General features: G+C 58.9%; 20 protein-coding genes. 11 read left to right on the forward strand and 9 right to left on the reverse strand.

The features are described 5' to 3' along the window. Window positions 1-54: 54 nt before the first annotated feature. On the reverse strand, window positions 55-780 hold the full coding sequence (locus ACSQ83_RS29570) for a sulfite exporter TauE/SafE family protein (protein WP_414949707.1): 726 nt from the start codon (window positions 778-780) through the stop codon (window positions 55-57). 224 nt (window positions 781-1,004) lie between these two features. Between ACSQ83_RS29570 and ACSQ83_RS29575 the strand changes: the two genes are divergently transcribed. Both ACSQ83_RS29575 and ACSQ83_RS29580 read left to right on the forward strand, forming a co-directional pair. Beyond that, complete coding sequence (locus tag ACSQ83_RS29575; RefSeq protein ID WP_436230580.1) at window positions 1,005-1,412, forward strand: MerR family transcriptional regulator; 408 nt, start codon at window positions 1,005-1,007, stop codon at window positions 1,410-1,412. Next, complete coding sequence (locus ACSQ83_RS29580) at window positions 1,367-1,768, forward strand: carboxymuconolactone decarboxylase family protein (RefSeq protein WP_436230581.1); 402 nt, start codon at window positions 1,367-1,369, stop codon at window positions 1,766-1,768. The genes ACSQ83_RS29575 and ACSQ83_RS29580 overlap by 46 nt, the downstream gene beginning before the upstream one ends. A gap of 57 nt (window positions 1,769-1,825) precedes the next feature. Here ACSQ83_RS29580 and ACSQ83_RS29585 read toward each other — a convergent pair whose 3' ends face one another. Beyond that, on the reverse strand, window positions 1,826-2,719 hold the full coding sequence (locus tag ACSQ83_RS29585; protein ID WP_436230582.1) for a LysR family transcriptional regulator: 894 nt from the start codon (window positions 2,717-2,719) through the stop codon (window positions 1,826-1,828). 178 nt (window positions 2,720-2,897) lie between these two features. On the opposite strand from ACSQ83_RS29585, the gene ACSQ83_RS29590 reads away from it, so the two are divergent. After that, window positions 2,898-3,974, forward strand: coding sequence for an NAD(P)H-dependent flavin oxidoreductase (locus ACSQ83_RS29590; protein WP_436230583.1), 1,077 nt, complete (start codon window positions 2,898-2,900; stop codon window positions 3,972-3,974). Window positions 3,975-4,024: 50 nt separating this feature from the next. On the opposite strand, the gene ACSQ83_RS29595 is transcribed toward ACSQ83_RS29590, so the two are convergent. Continuing rightward, window positions 4,025-5,428 carry a PLP-dependent aminotransferase family protein gene (locus ACSQ83_RS29595; RefSeq protein ID WP_436230584.1) on the reverse strand — a complete coding sequence of 468 codons (1,404 nt, stop codon included), beginning with the start codon at window positions 5,426-5,428 and terminating at the stop codon, window positions 4,025-4,027. A gap of 106 nt (window positions 5,429-5,534) precedes the next feature. Between ACSQ83_RS29595 and ACSQ83_RS29600 the strand changes: the two genes are divergently transcribed. Continuing rightward, window positions 5,535-6,404 (forward strand): DMT family transporter, encoded by an 870-nt coding sequence (locus ACSQ83_RS29600; protein ID WP_436230601.1) that lies wholly within the window; start codon window positions 5,535-5,537, stop codon window positions 6,402-6,404. 54 nt (window positions 6,405-6,458) lie between these two features. Here ACSQ83_RS29600 and ACSQ83_RS29605 read toward each other — a convergent pair whose 3' ends face one another. After that, entirely contained in the window at window positions 6,459-7,445 is a 987-nt protein-coding gene (locus ACSQ83_RS29605) for a zinc-dependent alcohol dehydrogenase family protein (protein ID WP_436230585.1), read from the reverse strand. A gap of 111 nt (window positions 7,446-7,556) precedes the next feature. On the opposite strand from ACSQ83_RS29605, the gene ACSQ83_RS29610 reads away from it, so the two are divergent. The 4 genes from ACSQ83_RS29610 to ACSQ83_RS29625 all read left to right on the forward strand — a co-directional run bounded on the left by ACSQ83_RS29610 (window position 7,557) and on the right by ACSQ83_RS29625 (window position 10,772). Then, window positions 7,557-8,411, forward strand: coding sequence for a LysR family transcriptional regulator (locus ACSQ83_RS29610; RefSeq protein ID WP_414949716.1), 855 nt, complete (start codon window positions 7,557-7,559; stop codon window positions 8,409-8,411). Window positions 8,412-9,087: 676 nt separating this feature from the next. After that, entirely contained in the window at window positions 9,088-9,390 is a 303-nt protein-coding gene (locus ACSQ83_RS29615) for an H-NS histone family protein (RefSeq protein ID WP_414949718.1), read from the forward strand. Window positions 9,391-9,662: 272 nt separating this feature from the next. Further along, entirely contained in the window at window positions 9,663-10,094 is a 432-nt protein-coding gene (locus tag ACSQ83_RS29620) for a MarR family winged helix-turn-helix transcriptional regulator (protein WP_414949719.1), read from the forward strand. A 243-nt stretch (window positions 10,095-10,337) separates the two neighbouring features. Continuing rightward, a complete protein-coding gene (locus ACSQ83_RS29625; protein WP_436230586.1) occupies window positions 10,338-10,772 on the forward strand; it encodes a tautomerase family protein in 435 nt (144 codons plus the stop codon). 55 nt (window positions 10,773-10,827) lie between these two features. Here the strand turns inward: ACSQ83_RS29625 and ACSQ83_RS29630 are convergent, their stop codons facing one another. From ACSQ83_RS29630 to ACSQ83_RS29650, 5 genes are all read right to left on the reverse strand, one after another. Then, complete coding sequence (locus ACSQ83_RS29630; RefSeq protein WP_436230587.1) at window positions 10,828-11,097, reverse strand: hypothetical protein; 270 nt, start codon at window positions 11,095-11,097, stop codon at window positions 10,828-10,830. Window positions 11,098-11,155: 58 nt separating this feature from the next. Continuing rightward, entirely contained in the window at window positions 11,156-11,572 is a 417-nt protein-coding gene (locus ACSQ83_RS29635) for a MarR family winged helix-turn-helix transcriptional regulator (protein ID WP_436230588.1), read from the reverse strand. A 177-nt stretch (window positions 11,573-11,749) separates the two neighbouring features. Continuing rightward, a complete protein-coding gene (locus ACSQ83_RS29640; protein ID WP_414949724.1) occupies window positions 11,750-11,932 on the reverse strand; it encodes a CsbD family protein in 183 nt (60 codons plus the stop codon). A gap of 331 nt (window positions 11,933-12,263) precedes the next feature. Beyond that, window positions 12,264-13,097 (reverse strand): hypothetical protein, encoded by an 834-nt coding sequence (locus tag ACSQ83_RS29645; protein WP_414949725.1) that lies wholly within the window; start codon window positions 13,095-13,097, stop codon window positions 12,264-12,266. Window positions 13,098-13,267: 170 nt separating this feature from the next. Beyond that, complete coding sequence (locus ACSQ83_RS29650) at window positions 13,268-13,864, reverse strand: nitroreductase family protein (protein ID WP_414968726.1); 597 nt, start codon at window positions 13,862-13,864, stop codon at window positions 13,268-13,270. 365 nt (window positions 13,865-14,229) lie between these two features. Between ACSQ83_RS29650 and ACSQ83_RS29655 the strand changes: the two genes are divergently transcribed. Genes ACSQ83_RS29655 through ACSQ83_RS29665 form a run of 3 tightly spaced genes read left to right on the forward strand, consistent with a single transcriptional unit; the run spans window position 14,230 to window position 16,733 of the window. Then, window positions 14,230-14,454 carry an MbtH family protein gene (locus ACSQ83_RS29655; RefSeq protein ID WP_436230589.1) on the forward strand — a complete coding sequence of 75 codons (225 nt, stop codon included), beginning with the start codon at window positions 14,230-14,232 and terminating at the stop codon, window positions 14,452-14,454. A 12-nt stretch (window positions 14,455-14,466) separates the two neighbouring features. Continuing rightward, window positions 14,467-15,300 carry a thioesterase II family protein gene (locus ACSQ83_RS29660; protein ID WP_436230590.1) on the forward strand — a complete coding sequence of 278 codons (834 nt, stop codon included), beginning with the start codon at window positions 14,467-14,469 and terminating at the stop codon, window positions 15,298-15,300. After that, a complete protein-coding gene (locus ACSQ83_RS29665; protein ID WP_436230591.1) occupies window positions 15,297-16,733 on the forward strand; it encodes a peptide synthetase in 1,437 nt (478 codons plus the stop codon). The genes ACSQ83_RS29660 and ACSQ83_RS29665 overlap by 4 nt, the downstream gene beginning before the upstream one ends. The last annotated feature ends 194 nt before the right edge of the window (window positions 16,734-16,927 follow it).

The following is a 16,927-nucleotide window of genomic DNA, read 5'->3' on the forward strand; positions in this document are numbered from 1 at the left end:
AAGCATGGTACTTGAGCCTAAGCGCGGATTCGCGGCTAGCAGCACGCTCGCCAACTATTGGCCGGCTGCGGCCCAAAGTAACGAAAGGCCAGATGACAGCATGAGTCCGTCGACCAGCAATTTGAATGTCGATGGCGCCATGCGCACGACAATCGACTTCGCGAAAAACGATCCGGTCATCAACGCCGATCCCGCGATCAGGCCTTGAAACACAACACCCGCCGGCAGTGCGCCAAACTCCTTGAACGCAGCAATCTTGGTCCCATACACGGCAAGCGATCCGGCGGCCTCTGTAGCGAGAAAAGCGCCTCGTTCCAGTCCATAAGACGTGAAAACAGGTACGGTAATCGGACCCGTGGAAACAACGATGCCGGTCAGAAATCCAACCGGGCCGCCAATTAGTGCAAGGTGCAAAAGGCTGAACTTTATCGAGCGTCGTGCGAGCCATCGGCGGGTGGGGATCATGGCTACAAAAAATACGCCCAGGGCTATTTCAACCGCGCGGGCAGGCAACGATAACAGCGTGTGAACGCCCAGCGCGGCGCCCGGAACAGCGGTCAGGCAATACGCGCCGCAAGCGCGCCAGTCGATCTCTCGCCACCACGCGACAATCTTGCCAAAATTTCCCATGATCGCGCCGATGGCCATGATGGGGACGGCCTGCTGCGGTCCAAACAGAATCACGAGAACGGGCATGAGCATCATTGAAGATCCCGTGCCGATGATTCCGCTCAACATGCCGGCTGCCACGCCGACGGTTAACACAAGGACGTATTCCATGGTCCGCGTCTTTGTAGAGATTATTCGAATAAGCGACGATGAAGAAATGCGGCTAGCCAGTACGGCACACGCCGTATGGTACGTGAACTTTCGGCGCTAAGCCTATCCACTTGTTGCAATGCCAGCGACCCATATTCCGTGCTAGCGGCACAATGCCGAAAACCGCTTGACTTAGAGTGCGCTCTAAGTCCTACCATGCTTTATGTCGAAACGAGAACGCAGCCATGAAGATAGGTGACATCGCCGAGCGGACGGGCCTCACGGCCCATACGATTCGCTACTACGAACGGATCGGACTGCTGCCGTTCGCGCCTAGGGACCACACGGGTCAACGTGTTTATGACGCTTCCATCCTGACGTGGATCGAGTTTCTGGGCCGGCTTAAAACGACCGGCATGTCGATTCAGGAGATGCTGCGTTATGCCGGGCTTCGCGCACAAGGTGCGGCAACCGAGGAAGCCCGGTGCACGCTGCTAGCGGGACATCGCGATCAAGTAAGAATCAGAGTGGCAGAACTGCAGGCATGCCTTCTCGTCCTCGACGAAAAAATAGCCGGTTACACCCACACTCAATTGAGGACTGAAAAATGCAAGACACGATCGAACGCCAAGCGGATCAGGAAAGTCGCCTAGAACGAGGCAAGCGGGTGTTATCGGAGATCGACGGAGAAGCAGGGCAAACGGTTATCAATTCGCTTGCGGATATTGCGCCGGACTTCGCGCGTTACCTGCTTGAATTTCCATTCGGCGACATCTATTCGCGACCGGGCCTCGACATCCGTGCTCGTGAAATTGCCACCATCGCAGCACTGACTGCAATGGGCAATGCAACGCCTCAGCTCAAGGTTCATATTGCTGCGGGGCTTAACGTGGGTCTTAGCCGCGACGAGATAGTCGAGACCATCATGCAGATGGCGGTGTATGCGGGATTCCCGGCGGCGCTCAACGGCCTGTTCGCTGCGAAGGAAGTCTTCCGCGATCACGGTTGAGCGGGGTCACTTAAGCTCGAGCCCCCATTGCTCAAGCGGGTCACTCAAGCGTTTTGTTCAAGCAACGACAAGCGCAGGCATGGAGGCTTCAACCGGACGCGCAATCCCGAGAAAAGCGTTAAGCGCGGTGGTCGCATAAACGTCGCGGCGACGCACGAACAATGTGTCGACGCGAGCATCTTCGGGCGCGAGCTCATGCACGGCGACACGGCCTTCGCGCCACGCTGTTGCGACTACGCCTTTCGGCAGCAGCGTCACACCTACGCCCGCTGCCACGCAACCCAGCATGGCGTCAAGAGAGCCGAATTCCAGCGGGGTGCTGACTCTCAAACCGTGCCGCGCCAGCGCGATATCCAGCCGTGTCCTGTACGAGCATCCGATTCGAAACACGATCGTTTTTACATCGCCCAACCGCGCAAGCTCAGCAATAGAGCGAATATGCCGCGCTGTCACAAGCACCATTTCCTCATGAAACATGACCTCGGTGGACAGATCGTCGTGATTCACCGGACCCGCGACAAACGCGCCGTCGAGCCGATACTGCAGCACATCGTCGATCAGGCTTGCCGTGGTCCCGGTCCGCAACACCATGTCCACTTGCGGATAAGCCAGCGCAAACGAGGCGAGTACGTCAGGCATGCGCAGCGCGGCGGTAGTCTCCAACGTACCGAGGATCAGCGGTCCGTGCGGGACGCCGTCGTCTTTGACTGCGCTGCGCGCGTCGTCGAGTAACCGCGCCATCTGTCTGGAGAAAGGCAGCAGCCTGCGGCCGGCGGCCGTCGGTTCCACGCCTCGATGATGCCGGTGAAAGAGCGGTGCGCCCAATTCTTCTTCCAGCAAGCGAACCCGCGCTGTCACATTCGACTGAACAGTATGGAGTTCCAGGGCTGCGCGATTCATGCTGCCGTTTCGCGCGACCGACTCGAATATGCGTAAATCGGCTGCGTCCATGTCGACCCTCGATATCGGGAAAAGTGATAGCAATTATCACATCAAAGCGCCGCTTGCTTCTTCAAAGCTTGCTAAGCTTTGCGCCTGGTGCAGCGGCGCTGCGCGCAGTGCAAATCCATGCGCAACGAATGATTTCAAGTCACTCAGGCGCCGCGACTATCATCAAGGAGAAAAGAACATGAGCACGTGGCGCGATCGTCGGATTCTGGACTTGTTTGGTATTGAAGCACCTATTGTCTTGGCCCCCATGGCAGGGCCCGGCACGCCTGAACTGGCCATAGCCGTATGCGAAGCAGGCGGCCTGGGATCGCTGCCTTGCGCGCTGCTCACCACGGAACAAGCGCGTGACGGCATTGCGTTGATCCGCACGAAAACGCGTGGCCCGATCAACCTTAATTTTTTCTGTCATGTTCCGCCGCAAGCCGATGCAGCGCGCAACCTGGCATGGCGCGCGCGTCTGGCGGAGTATTACGTCGAGTATGGACTCGATCCCGAGGTAACGCCGCCCGCAGCTGGCCGCCGCCCGTTCGATAACGACTTCTGCGCAATCGTGGAGGAATTCAAGCCCGAGGTCGTGAGCTTTCATTTCGGACTGCCAGATAAAAATTTGTTCGATCGCGTGAAGGCGACGGGCGCGAAAATCATAGCGTCGGCAACGACCGTGGCAGAAGCGCGCTGGCTCGAAGCGCACGGATGTGACGCTGTGATTGCGATGGGCGTTGAAGCGGGCGGGCATCGTGGAAATTTCCTGACGCAGGATTACGCTGCACAGGTCGGCACGTTTGCGCTGGTGCCGCAAGTCGTTGATGCCGTCTCTGTTCCCGTGATCGCGGCAGGGGGCATCACCGACGCGCGGGGCATTGTCGCTGCGTTGGCATTAGGGGCATCGGCTGTGCAAATGGGCACGGCGTATCTGTTTTGTCCGGAAGCGAAAGTGCCTGAGGTGCATCGCATTGCACTGCGCGAGTCCCAGGATGATTCCACCGTGCTGACGAACATCTTCACGGGGCGGCCGGCACGCGGCATCATCAATCGGGCGATTCGCGAGCTGGGTCCGCTGTCCGCTGTGGCGCCCGCTTTTCCGCTTGCCGGCGCCGCGCTTGCACCGCTCAAAGCCAAGGCCGAACAAGCAGGCAGGGGCGACTTCACGAGCCTCTGGTCGGGGCAGGCGGCGAGGCTTGGGCGAGAACTGCCCGCGGGCGAGTTGACGCGTGCGTTGATCAGCGAAGCGCTGGCGAAGATGGCGCAGGGGTGATGTTGCCGCCCTGTGTATGATGCGGCTAATCCGTTAAAAGCAGACGATCGTCATCCATGCATCGCTGTTTCCAGCACAGTAAAAACGCGCGGGTCTGTCGACTGAGCGACGTTGAAGCGCAGGAACTGGCTTGCGGACTGCGCGACGCTAAACGCATTGCCCGGCGCAAGGATCACGTTCTCGGCCAGCGCCCGGCGCGCAACGTCCGTTGCATCCAGTCCGCCGGGCAGCTTGCACCAGAGAAACATGCCGCCTCGCGGCTCGATCCATGGTTCGATGCCTAGTGCTTCCAGCCGCGCGCTTGTTTGTCCCATCGAACGCGACAAACGTTCTCGCAAGCTCTCCATGTGCTTTCTGTACGTGCCGTCTTTCAGCACGCCGAGAATGAGTTCGCCTGACAAACGTCCGCCACCGAATGAGGTCGCAATCTTCAGGTCGATCAACGGCTCGACCCAGTCGCGTCGCACCGCGATAAAACCGCAGCGTACTGACGCCGAGAGACTTTTGGAAAAGCTGCCGATATGGACGACTCGCCCCAGTCCGTCGAAAGCGGCCAGGCGGGGAGCGGATTCGTGCTCGAAGTCGCCGAAGATATCGTCTTCGATAATCGTGAGACCCGACTGATCCGCGAGCTTCAGGAGCCGATGCGCGACGACCGGCGAGAGCGTCGCGCCCGTCGGGTTATGAAGCGCCGAATTGGTGATGTACAAGCGCGGCCGATGCTCCGCGAGCGCTTGCGCGAACAGGTCGATATCGGGACCTGCCGGCGTATACGGAACGCTTATGACCTTGGCCCGATGAGCACGCAGCAGGGCGAGGAAATTGAAATAGCAGGGGTCATCGACGAGTACTGTATCGCCCGGTTCGAGCAGCAGCCGGCACAACAGGTCGATGGCTTGCGTGCCGGATTCGGTGAGGATGATCTGATCGGGCGCGGCTTCAATGCCGCGATCCGCCATGCGGCGGGCGAGCAATTGCCGCAGTGCCGGGAGCCCGAGGGAGGTGCCGTAGTCGGCCAGCACGGCGGCGTCGGTGCGCGCGACGGATCTCAATGCGCGGCGCAGTCCCGCTTCCGGCAACCACGACGCAGGCAGCCAGCCGCAACCGGGTTTCAGCGCGTTGGCGCCGGCCTCCAGCGATTGCCGCGACACCCAGAACGGATCGACCACGCGATCCAGGCGCGGACCCAATTCAGCAAGCGACAGCGGCGGTAAGTGTCCGGCGACGTAAAAGCCCGAACCGCGGCGCGACAGGATGACCCCTTCGGCAGCGAGGCGATCATAGGCTTCCACCACGGTCGACTTCGAGACTTGCAAGGTTTCAGCGAAGCCCCGGATGGATGGAACCTTGGCGCCCGGTGCCAGGATTCGGCCGGTAATCCGCTGCCGGATTGTCTGCATGACGCGATCGACCAGCGTGCCGGAGTCTGTGCCGGTGAAAGTAGTGTCTTCCATGTGTACTGATTTTTAACCCATACAGTTTTCCGTAACTGTAGTGCACTGTCTCTGGAAAATCCATGCTTTGCGGCCTGATACTGCTAGCTGAAAATAGGGGAGCATGATGGACAAGACAGCAAGCGGATGGATGAACGGTTTTCTCGGGATGCTGATTTTTAGCGGCTCATTGCCTGCGACACGCGTCGCGGTCGCGGCGTTCGACCCGGTCTTCCTCACAGTCGCGCGTGCGGGGATCGCGGGCTTGCTCGGACTCGCGCTCTTGCTGGTGTTCCGCCAAAAGCGGCCCGAACGAAGCGACCTGATTTCGCTCGCGGTGGTTGCGTGCGGCGTCGTCATCGGCTTCCCGCTGCTGACCGCGCTTGCGCTGAAGCACATCACCGCCGCTCATTCTGTTGTCTTTGTTGCATTGCTGCCGCTGTCGACCGCCATCTTCGGCGTGCTCCGAGGTGGCGAACATCCGCGCCCGGCGTTCTGGCTGTTTTCCGGATTTGGCGCCTTGCTTGTAGCGGGTTTCGCGCTGGCCCGGGGAACGGGCGCATCGCCTGTCGGCGATCTGTTGATGTTCGCGGCCATCATCGTCTGCGGGCTGGGTTATGCCGAAGGCGGCAGGCTCTCGCGCAAGCTCGGCGGCTGGCAGGTGATCTCGTGGGCGCTTGTGTTGTCGCTGCCGATCATGGCGCCGCTGGCGTTGATCACCATGCCGTCGACCTGGGCTGACGTGGGTGGATCGGCATGGATGGGACTCGCTTACGTGTCGTTGTTCAGCATGTTGATTGGCTTTGTCTTCTGGTATCGCGGGCTGGCTCAGGGCGGTATTGCGGCAGTGGGGCAGTTGCAATTGCTGCAGCCCTTCTTCGGACTCGTGCTTGCCGCGACCTTGTTGCATGAGCCAGTCGGCTGGCCGATGGTGGCCGTTGCAACAGCCGTGGTGCTATGCGTGGTGGGCGCCAAGCGGTTTGCGCGGCCGGCGTAAGTCGTGCAATCACGTTAGGAATTCGCGGCCGTTTTGCTTAGCGCGCCTTAGTCGCTATTGAACATCGACGACTATTTTTCCCTTGGCGGTTCCGGCTGTAATAGCCTGATAAGCGAGGTCCGCGCTAGCCAGGTCGAAACTGCGGGGATCCACTCGGGGCACGAGCTTTCCCGCTTCGGCGAGTTGAGTTGCTACTTGCAACATTGCGCCATGGTGCTCACGATGTTTGCCCGTTAGCAGCGCGGAGAGCGTGAATACGCCTGAGTACGTTGCTTCGCGGAATGACAATGGCGCCAAGCTGTGCGTGCCCCAGCCGAGCGCGCTCACGACACGCCCGCATTGTTTGACCGCTGAAAAAGACGCGTCCAGCGTCTCTCCGCCAACCGTGTCGGCCACCAGGTCGAAGCCTTCCCCCTTGGTGTATTCCTGAACGTATTGCTCGACAGAATATTCTCGATAGTCGATAGCAGTCGCGCCATAACGTGCTACGAGTTCGGCGTCGCCTTTGCTCACCGTTGCAAAAACCCGCGCGCCTAACGCTTGCGCGAGTTGCACGGACAGATGTCCGACACCGCCTGCCCCGCCTTGGACAAGCACTGTTTGCCCCGCTTTCAATTGCGCCCTGTCCACGATTCCCTGATAAGACGTGATGAAGCCAAGCGGCAGGGCTGCGGCCTCTTTCATCGACAGGTTAGAAGGCTTTAACGCGATCAGACGCGCATCGACTGCTGCGAACTGGGCGAGCGAACCCTGGATGCCGCCAACGCCGCCAGTCATTCCGTACACCTCATCACCCACCTTGAACTGAGCCACGCCCGGCCCGACTGCTTCGACCACGCCCGCCATGTCGATACCCAGCACCAGCGGCAGCGGATGCTTCGCATGCGCCGCGCTACCGGCGCGAATCTTGGTGTCGAGCGGGTTCAAACCGCTGGCTTTGATTCGCACCAGCACCTCTCCGGGTCCGGCGCTTAGGCGAGAGAGTTCCGTCAGTTCAAGCGGCCCGTTATAGCGGTTCAGAACCAGCGCTTGCATGTTCATGGTGTTTCTCCCGGCGATTGAGCGAATTTGCTTGATTCATATTCGTCCATGCGGGAAATTACGGCAATCGACGTTATTGCACGGCGACCAAACGTTTATGCATGAGGTGAAATGGACTGGAGCGATGTTCGGATTTTCCTGGCGATTGCGCGCACGGGTTCGCTTGGCGCAGCCGCAAAACAGGCCGGTCAAACACAGCCGACCATGGGTCGCCGCCTGCGAGCCCTCGAATCAGCAGTTGGCCAAACCTTGTTTCAGCGCACGACCGATGGCTTTGTCCTGACCGATGAAGGGTCAGCGGTCCTGATGCACGCGGAGCGTATGGAGGAGGATGCACTCGCGTTCGAACGCTCGTTGGCCGGCAAGGAGAAGCATCTGACCGGCGTGTTGCGGGTTTCATCGTCGGACTGGTTCGGCATTCATGTCCTGACGCCGCTCTTCGCCGAATTCCTTAGAGCGAATCCACACGTAAGCATCGAACTCGTGACCGATTCCCGCCAATTCAATCTGGCAAGGCGCGACGCGGATCTGCTATTTCGCATTACGCAGTTCGATGAAGCCGACGTGATCCAGCGCAAGTTCAGGCATATGGACTACGCGCTTTACTCTCCGGTCGACATGGTTCCGCCGCTGGCGGGAGACGGCGAAGGGTATAACCTCGTCACCATGGACAGCGCATTTGGAACGCTACCGGATGTCGAATGGCTCAAACGCCTGCTACCGAAAGCGCACCTTGCGTTTGGCAGCAACAACCGCGGCGCCCAAGCCAGGATGTGCGCGGAGGGAGGCGGACTGGCGGTCCTCCCTTGCGCGCTCGGCGACAATACGACCGGCATACATCGCATTGATCTGGGAGAGTCGCCGCCCGGTCGCGACGTCTGGTTCGGCTACCATCGCGACCTGCGCCGGCTTGGAAGGCTGAGGGCGTTGCTTGACCTGGTTATTGAGCGCTTGGCGAATGGGTGAAACCGCTGGTTGGGTTTATTGTTCTACTTGATTTTGCGACCTTGTTAGTGCGATCTCATGCTTTCATTTAGCTTCCTGCGTGTCGATGCTTAAATGCCTAAGATAAGGCAGGCGGACAGAAGCGCGAAATGAGTCCCGAATATTGCCGGGATGCCTAATGCTCCCGTGATGTGTCCCGCTTGAAGACCACTGCCTGCTGAACGATCGCCCGCTTGCGGATTCAGTTTCCGAATTCATTCCCCTTAAGGAGTCGGCATTTGCGCCAAACGGATTGTTTCACCAGATTCAGCGCCTGACGCTGCGCGCAAGATATCGTTAATATCGACGACTGGATCAGTTGGGCCGAGCGTTGTATTTGTATCTATATCGATCCGCAAAGTGGCGGTTCCAAGTCGATTTGGCGTGATGGGCGTACACTACCGCTGGTTCAGTGAAGAGGCGCGCGGGAAACCCCGCGCGCAGGCAGCACCTCTCGAATCGTCGGCTGACAGGCAACTATCGTTAGCGGCGTCACGGCGACTGAAAACTCTGACGAAGTTCGCTGCCCGGTTGAAGACAGCCGCGCAGCCACGAATCGCAACTAAAACGCGCCTTTTCCTGCTTCTGCCTTCGCGGATTAATACGCACTCGAACACCCATACAACTTCAAAGAACAATTTTTATAATGCAAACGGAAATGCCCACCCTTAAAGAATTGCTCGCGCAACGCGAAGCGCTTCAGGACCAATTGAACGTCGCGCGACAGCGCCAGGCCGAAATCGTCCTCGCTGAAATAGTCGCAAAGATGGGCGAATATAAGATCTCGCTTGCCGAGCTGATGGGACACCACACGCAGGTCAAGACGATCGCACCGGTAGCCGCTACAACCGGCGTACCCAAGTATCGTGATGCGGTGAGTGGCGCGACCTGGTCTGGCCGCGGCCGGGCTCCCCACTGGATCGTCGATAAAAACCGTAACGAATTCCTGGTAGATGCCTGAAAGAATTTGGGTGGCACGTTAGATCCCGCTAAAGACGAGTTGACGCCATTGCCCCGTTGTCGATAAACGAGCGGGTCGGCGCCGCATGTTCTGATTGACGCAACATTTCCGTGATCTGGCATTGACGCACTACGCGAGATGCGAGCTATACTAAAGCAGTTGCATATGCATCTTATTTGACGCCAGTGATATTTCACCGGCGCTAAGAGGGCGCTTAATTGCGGTATCGCAACGGCTTGGGAATATCCGCCGCTAATCGAATCTGGAATGTCATGTTCACGGACTGCTACTGCACACAATTCCGCCGCTCGGCAAACGCTCTAACGAGCGTCTACGACGATGCGCTCCGGCCAATCGGATTAAAAATCACGCAATTCTCGCTTCTTCGCGCGCTCGAGCGACTAGGATCGGCGACCTTCACTGAAATCGCGGTGGAAGCGGCGCTCGACAAGACCACTATCTCGAGGAACCTCAAGGTCCTGATCGATGCCGGCTGGGTCAAGGTTGGCAGCGAAGAAGACGCGCGATTCAAGGTGGCCACGCTGAGCAAGGAGGGCTTGAAGATGCTGCGACGCGCGGAGCCTCATTGGCAAGTCGCCCAGAAGCAGGTTGAAAGCGAAGTTCAAAAGTTCATGAAGGGGCCAGCCAGCAAGCGGCTTTTGGAAGCGCTCGAAACGCTTCAAGATGTCGGGCGAGCGGTGTGACGCTTGTTTCTGTGTCTGTATCGACTGACGGTTGGTCGAATCGACTATCGGGTTAACGCGTGTATCTGGCCGGTTCCGCAAGCAATAGGATGTAGCTACAACTATCTTGAACGGGCTCGTTTCGTCTAATTGGTTGTAGCTGCAACTGTATATGACTGGGTCTTATTAGTTGTCAAGTGGTTGTATGTGCAACTGATAAGCCGTAAAACGAAAGCGTGTTTTTCTCGCGTATGGATGGTCTATATGCCTAGCTATTTTGTTTTCGCCGCCACCGGGCGCCTCTCCGCCGATGCAAAACAACGCATAGCGCAAGACATCACCCGGATTCACAACCAGGCCACCGGTGCGCAGTCTTTTTTCGCTCAGGTGATTTTCAACGACGTGCCTCAAGGCAACCACTTCGTGGGTGGAAGTCCTCTTCGCTCGGAGCAGATTTTCGTACACGGACACATACGCGCGGGTCGCACCGCTGAGCGCAAGCGTGAGTTGCTTGAGGGCATTGTCGACGCGATTTCGAAAACCACGGACGTTGCCAAGCGATACGTCTGGGCTTATATATCGGAACTGCCTCCGGCGCAGATGGTCGAATACGGGCATGTTTTGCCGGAACCCGGTACTGAGCAAGACTGGCTCTCATCGCTGCCCGCTGAAGACCGCGACTACATGCAAAGCATTTGAAAAGACGTCTGCCGCATGTGCCGCCTTTATACCAAAGACGACGATCGATCAATGTTCATCGCGAGCATTGATCGATCGCTTGCACCAGCGAATCCTGCAGCGCCGGGTCCTGGAAAAATGCGTCAACGCTACGATGTTCATCGTTTGCGAACGCCTGAAGGCACCGTGCATTGTTTGCGCGGTTGCTTGAGACAGAGCAGGCAAGCGCGACCAACAGCGCTGCCATTCCAAGGGTTGCCATAGCGGCGCCGGCGGCGCGGGCCGCCGACCATCGCCACCCCATGTGCTTTTCAACCACGGCCACGCGACGTAATTCGCTATTCATTTTCTTGCCTCCATTATGATTAGCAAGACAACTATTTAACCTTAAAAAAGCGTTGGACTTACGCCAATGCTTTCCTTACGCCGTGCATGGATGTGACCGCCGATTCGAATAAATCCGGGCCGATTTTTGCGCGCAAGGTTCGTGCAATTTTGGCGCTCGCGTTGTTGATTGGCCGATCGAGCGTCAGACCGGATGGAGTGGGATGGACCGTCCACTCCCGGCCGTCTTCCTTGGCTTGACGGCGTTCGACGAGTTGCTTTTCGCAGAGGCTGTCGATAAGTCTGGTTGCGGTGGGCCGCGCTATGCCCAGGATGTCGGCCACCTGACTGCTGAGGCAGCCGGGCGTAGCGAGTACGACTCGAAGCACAAATCCCTGTGGTGGCGTTAGCCCGAATTCTGCATACACAACGGTCCACTCCCGCTCGACGAGGCGGGCGAGGGCAGCTGAGTTGAAGTAAAGGCAGTGATCGAACATGACCGCATTAAATCACAAAGTAGTTAGCAAGGCAATTAGTTAAGGGCTTCTTGTCGCAGTAGGAATAGTCGGAGCATGAGGTCCGAGGCGCCTTCTTGCGACGGTGCGCTACACCGAGGCCAGGAGCAAAAAAAAGCCGACCGGAGCCGGTCGGCCTTTAGCGCGCACATTACCCAGTTACTTCCTGAATATGTCGCGTACGGTGTCGGCTGCCTTGCCGACTTTCGACTGAACTTTGCCAGCGACTCTTTCGGAGGCGCCTTCCGCTTGCGTCGTCTTGTTGCCCGTGATCTTGCCGATTGTTTCCTTAACGGAGCCGGTCACTTGTTTCGCTGCGCCTTCAACCCGATTCTTATCCATGACGTTTTTCCTCTAGAGAGCTTGCGGTAGCGACGTGCCAGATGTACGTCGAGCGATGATTTCCTTCCTGGCTTCTTGCATTTGCAAAACCAGCGAACGCTCATCAGGGTCATTCACTTCAATTGCCGACCATCGCAAATGGAATCTGCCAAATGCGTTTGAAACGCCAATGAGCGGCGTGAGTTATGTATAAGGGACAAACCCACGCGCAACCTGTAAGCGCAGGAATCAAGACGCACAATTCGTTCCCGGAATGGATCGAGGTAGGTCCACAACGCTTACTTGCAAGTCGGATCAAGCAAAGCGTAGCCGCGTCCACCACAAGCAAACCTCACCCATCATTTCGCTTACTCCATCCAAAAGCGAAAATGGTGCTTAGCGGTGTCGAGCTGCAAACCGACGCACATAGTTGCCCCGGCATAGGCAGGTCAAACACATGCCACGGCTCGCTCTTGGGAACACTAGCCAAAGCCGAAACGGATTCGCCTAACGCAAGGCTTGAATGATCGATAGCCGAGCGATGTCCGGCAGCGCTAAGCAAACTATTATCGCGCGCTCGCTGCTTGCTAAAGCGCAAAGCATCCGAAGGTGGCGAAGCGTGACCCGGCACCCGGCCCGCCAGCGATGCATCGTCATCGGATGCCATCTTGTACGAAGGAAGCGACGTCCCCAAACCCAGGTAACTGGCGCTGATGCCAAGCATGATCCAGACGCCGGCATAAGCCACGTCGGCGCATAAAACCATGTTCCCGGTGGCGTCTTGCGCGAACATCCGGCCCCGCGTGTCGTCGCGCAACTCAACCGTATCAGGTTGGCAGCCGAGCATCCGGGCCACGGCCAGCCGCAACACCGCGCGGCTCGATATATACCGGTAGCGCAGCGCGGGACTGGGCAGCAAAGCCGCGCGCCGGGTTTCATCCTGCGTCAGCCACTGCGCGGAATCCTGCGCGCTCACGCGTTGCCACTGGCTGCGAAACCGGAATACAAAGATCTCGCCCGGAGCCGGCGCGCATGGATCGAGCGAAAGCGTTTCGTTCATGCGCAACGGCAGGAATTGCGGTTGTGTTTCATGGACGGGCGGCCGGATTGGTGTATCGAAGTCATCGATAAAATCCCGCCGCGATGTCTGCGTCAATGAGCGCTCAGTCAATAGACCCGTGGGCATGGTAAGTACCGTTTCAGCGAGAGGGTATGCGGCGGCGGATCAAACGCGCTCACGCCGAACCAGCCCGGCGGATTGCCGGACGTTCCTCTCGAGCCGATGAGGAATAGGAGCACGAACGAAAATGGCGTAGAGCTCGCCGTTTGTTATCGCACCAATTCTGCCGGCCACCTTCAGGCGCAGGCTTCGAGCCATTCAGTCACATAGCGATCGCTGGACGGCCGCTCGACCGCACGCACACCGTCTGGCGGCGTGCCGACAAACAAAAATCCAAGCAAACGATCACGCTCGGTCAGCCCAAGCGCGCGGTGCATTTGCGGCTCGTAACTATCTGGACCGGTCGCCCAGAATCCACCAAAACCAAGCGCATGAATCGCGTTCAGCATGTTCATGGCCGCGGCCCCGACGGACAGCAATTGCTCGACTTCAGGCACCTTCGTCTCGCGTGTCAACGACACCACGAGCGCAATCACAACGGGCGCGGCCAGCGCGCGGCGGCCACGATGTTCATGCGCTGAACGCGGTTCTCCGGGAGCCCGGGCGCAAGCGAGATCGACTAGCAATTCACCGAGTTTCAGGCGCGCGTCGCCGCGAATCAGCACGAAGCGCCACGGTCGTAATGCGCCGTGATCAGGGGCGCGCAGGGCGGCATCGAAAATCTGTTGAAGCTGGGAATCGTCGGGCGCGGGTTCGGCCAGCGGCCAGTAAGACTGGCGTGTCATCAGCACGTTCAGGGCGTCTTCATTGACACCGGGGTTCGTCGTTTCCATGGAGTGGTCCAGGCTTTCTCAAGGCATCCATGATCGCCAAAAACTCTCCGTATTGCAAATGATTCTCAATAACGTGATTTTGTCATGGTAGATGCCTATGCTTCGGTCCTGTTCACAATTTTTATTAAGATTTCACCTCGCTTGCGAGAGTTCTTGGCGCACATCTGGCTGCGGTCCAGCGCGACTCGCAGGTACCGCCAGCGTGCCTCAACGTGCTTGGACAAGCCGCACGGTGAAGCGGCCGCACTCTCATTCGGGCTCCGAGCCCGCTGCGGCAACGCTGATAAGCAATCTTCAAAGCGAGCTTTGCACCAGACGATTTAAGCTGTAATAATAGTCATTCTCATTCGCATTAAGGAGTTTCCATGAGCTGGGGCGACGAAAACACGACCTACAACGTGGTCATGAATCACGAGGAACAGTATTCGATCTGGCCGGACTACAAGACGCTGCCCGCGGGCTGGACGTCCGTGGGTAAGACCGGCAAGAAGGACGAATGCCTTGCGTACATCGACGCCGTGTGGACCGACATGCGCCCGCTCAGCCTGCGTCAAGCGATGGCGGTCGATGCCGGGGCCAAAGCGGCCTGAGACAGGTAGCGGATGAATGTCACGCTGATCTGTCTGCCGTTTGCCGGAGCAAGTGCGGCGGTTTATCGGGAGTGGCGCACATTGTTGCCATCGTGGATACGCCTTCACGCTCTGGACTATCCGGGTCACGGCGCCAAACGCGCGCAGCCCGCGCTGCATCGCTGGCCGGACGTGGCAGACGCATTGGGACGCGAAGCCTTGCCGGCAATAGAGGCAATCGAGGGACCGTTCGCGATCTTCGGCTACAGCATGGGCGCGCTGGCCGGTCTTGAACTGGCGCACTGGTTGCGCTGCGGCCATGGCCTCATGCCCGTGTGGTTCGGCGCAGCGGCGTGCGCAGCGCCTGCCTGCCGGACGATCGACAAGACCTGGCTGGATTCCAGCGACGAAGCGCTGATCGACGAGCTCCGGCGCCTTGATGCAACGCCAGAAGAGTTGCTCGGCGATCGCGGCTTCCTTGATCTTGCGCTGCCTGTTCTTCGCGCCGACTTTCATCTGTGCGCGACCTATGTTCGTCCCAGTAATGCGTTGCGTGCGCCGCTCGCATGCCCGTTGGTGGCGTTAGGCGGTAAAAATGATTCGTTATCCGAACAATTTGAGAGCCTGTCGGCATGGAAGCACGAGACATCGGGGCAATTTACTCAACGCTTAATCGACGGCGGTCATTTTTTCATCGATACGGCACGCACTGAATTGGTCGATGCAATCGTGACTTCGATCAAGGACGCGCTGACGACTGCGGCCTCCGCGAACCCACGTTGCCACGCTGGCGCCTCAAACGCAGCTTCACGCACTGCAATCATTGATTCCGCCGGCGCGGCCGGTCCAAGGAGCTTTCATTCATGACGTTTTCTCATCCTGCTCTATTCGACTTCGAGCCCTTTGCCGGGCGAAGCGAAGAGTTCGTGGCGCTGATCAGGCAGTTCGCCGCCGCGCATCCGTTTCGCAGCGCCACCGTTGATGAATTACTGCTCGACGACGACTATCATCGCCGGCCGTTGCGCCCTGAAGATTTCGAATTTCTCAAGTTCATGAAGCCAGTGCGCGCCGACAACGTCAGCCGGTTGCCATCGCTGGCGTCGAACCGTACGCTGCTCTCGATCTATGAACTGGAGGCCGCACGCATGCCACGCAGCGGCGAGGCTGCGGACTGGGAGCGCTTCACGGATTTCTATCGCGACGACGTCAGGACGCTGGGCGCACAGCTCACGCCGTTCCTTGAAGCGTATGCGTTTTCGTACTTGAGCAATGCGACACCGGCAGGAGAAAGCGTGGCCCCTGCGAGTGCGCGGCTTGCACGCATCATCGACGATGAAAGCACGTTCTGGGATACAACGTTTGCGCGCCTGATGCGCAATGACTATCTGGAAGAAGGGCTGCGTTTCATCATGGTGCAGCGCTGGGCGCTTGCGCCGTCGAAGCGGCGCGCGGTGGCCCGTGCGGCGGCGAATGGCTATTTCGACGCGTTGCCGCAAGACGCGCGGCCGACACTCGAAGGCGACCTTCCCGACGACGCGTTGCTGCATCGTGTAGCCGCAACATGCGGTGTAACACGTCAGCAGCATGCGTACTGGCAGTTCTATCTGCCGACGAGCATGGCCAAGACCAATCTACTGTATGCGCTTGCCCGGCGTCCGGATCGCGCATTTGCGCTGACCGGCGCGGTGTTTGCGGCCGAAGCCGAGTGGCTGGCTTTCGGTCTCGCGCTCGAGCGTGCATGCGCGTGGCTGCAGCCAGCGGGCCGGCGACCCGGCGAAGCCGAAGCGCGCAAGGCTGCGTTGGTCGGGCGTTTCGCCACCGCGCTGCAAACCGTGGCAGATCGCTTCGGCGATACCGCATTCGAGCAATGCGTGTCGGGCGCGATAGCGGGCGAACGTCTGGCGGAACGCGGCCGTTGGGATCTCGGCGAGCAGTTGCAATGGCTCGGAGCGATCCCTCAGTACTGCGAGTTCGCACGCCGCATCAGCAAGCGGATTGATGCCGAGTGCCCCGGTATTGACCGCGAGACGTTCATCGAGCCGCATGAAATGTGTTCGACGACGCATGTCCACAACGACCATCGGCTCGTCACGATTCAGGAAGGCGACATGCTGTTCTGGGGCAACGTCGGCATGCAGCTCAAGATGCACGAAGGCGACATGGTCCTGATTCCCGATGGCCGCCTGCATGGGTCGACGGTGGTGTCGGGTGAGTGTACATACCACCAGCCGATCATCCCGGACGACTGGGTGCAGGTACTCGTTGCCGAGCTGGATGTGGAAACGTCCGCAGTGCGCTAGCCGCGCTGAACAGCATCAAGCGGAGTGAGATGCACTTCGCTGTCCAGGCACCTCTCTCGAAGGCGCTGGTTCTCCCCACAAAAAAACGGATATGGCAAGTGCCCACGACACAGCCGGCATCGGCTCGCGCGCCAATAGGTTGCGCCGGGCGCGTCAGGGCGAAGTTGGGGTGCAGCCGGGTGATGAACGAGAGG

This window comes from Caballeronia sp. LjRoot29 (genome assembly GCF_964252755.1).
Classification (GTDB): domain Bacteria; phylum Pseudomonadota; class Gammaproteobacteria; order Burkholderiales; family Burkholderiaceae; genus Caballeronia.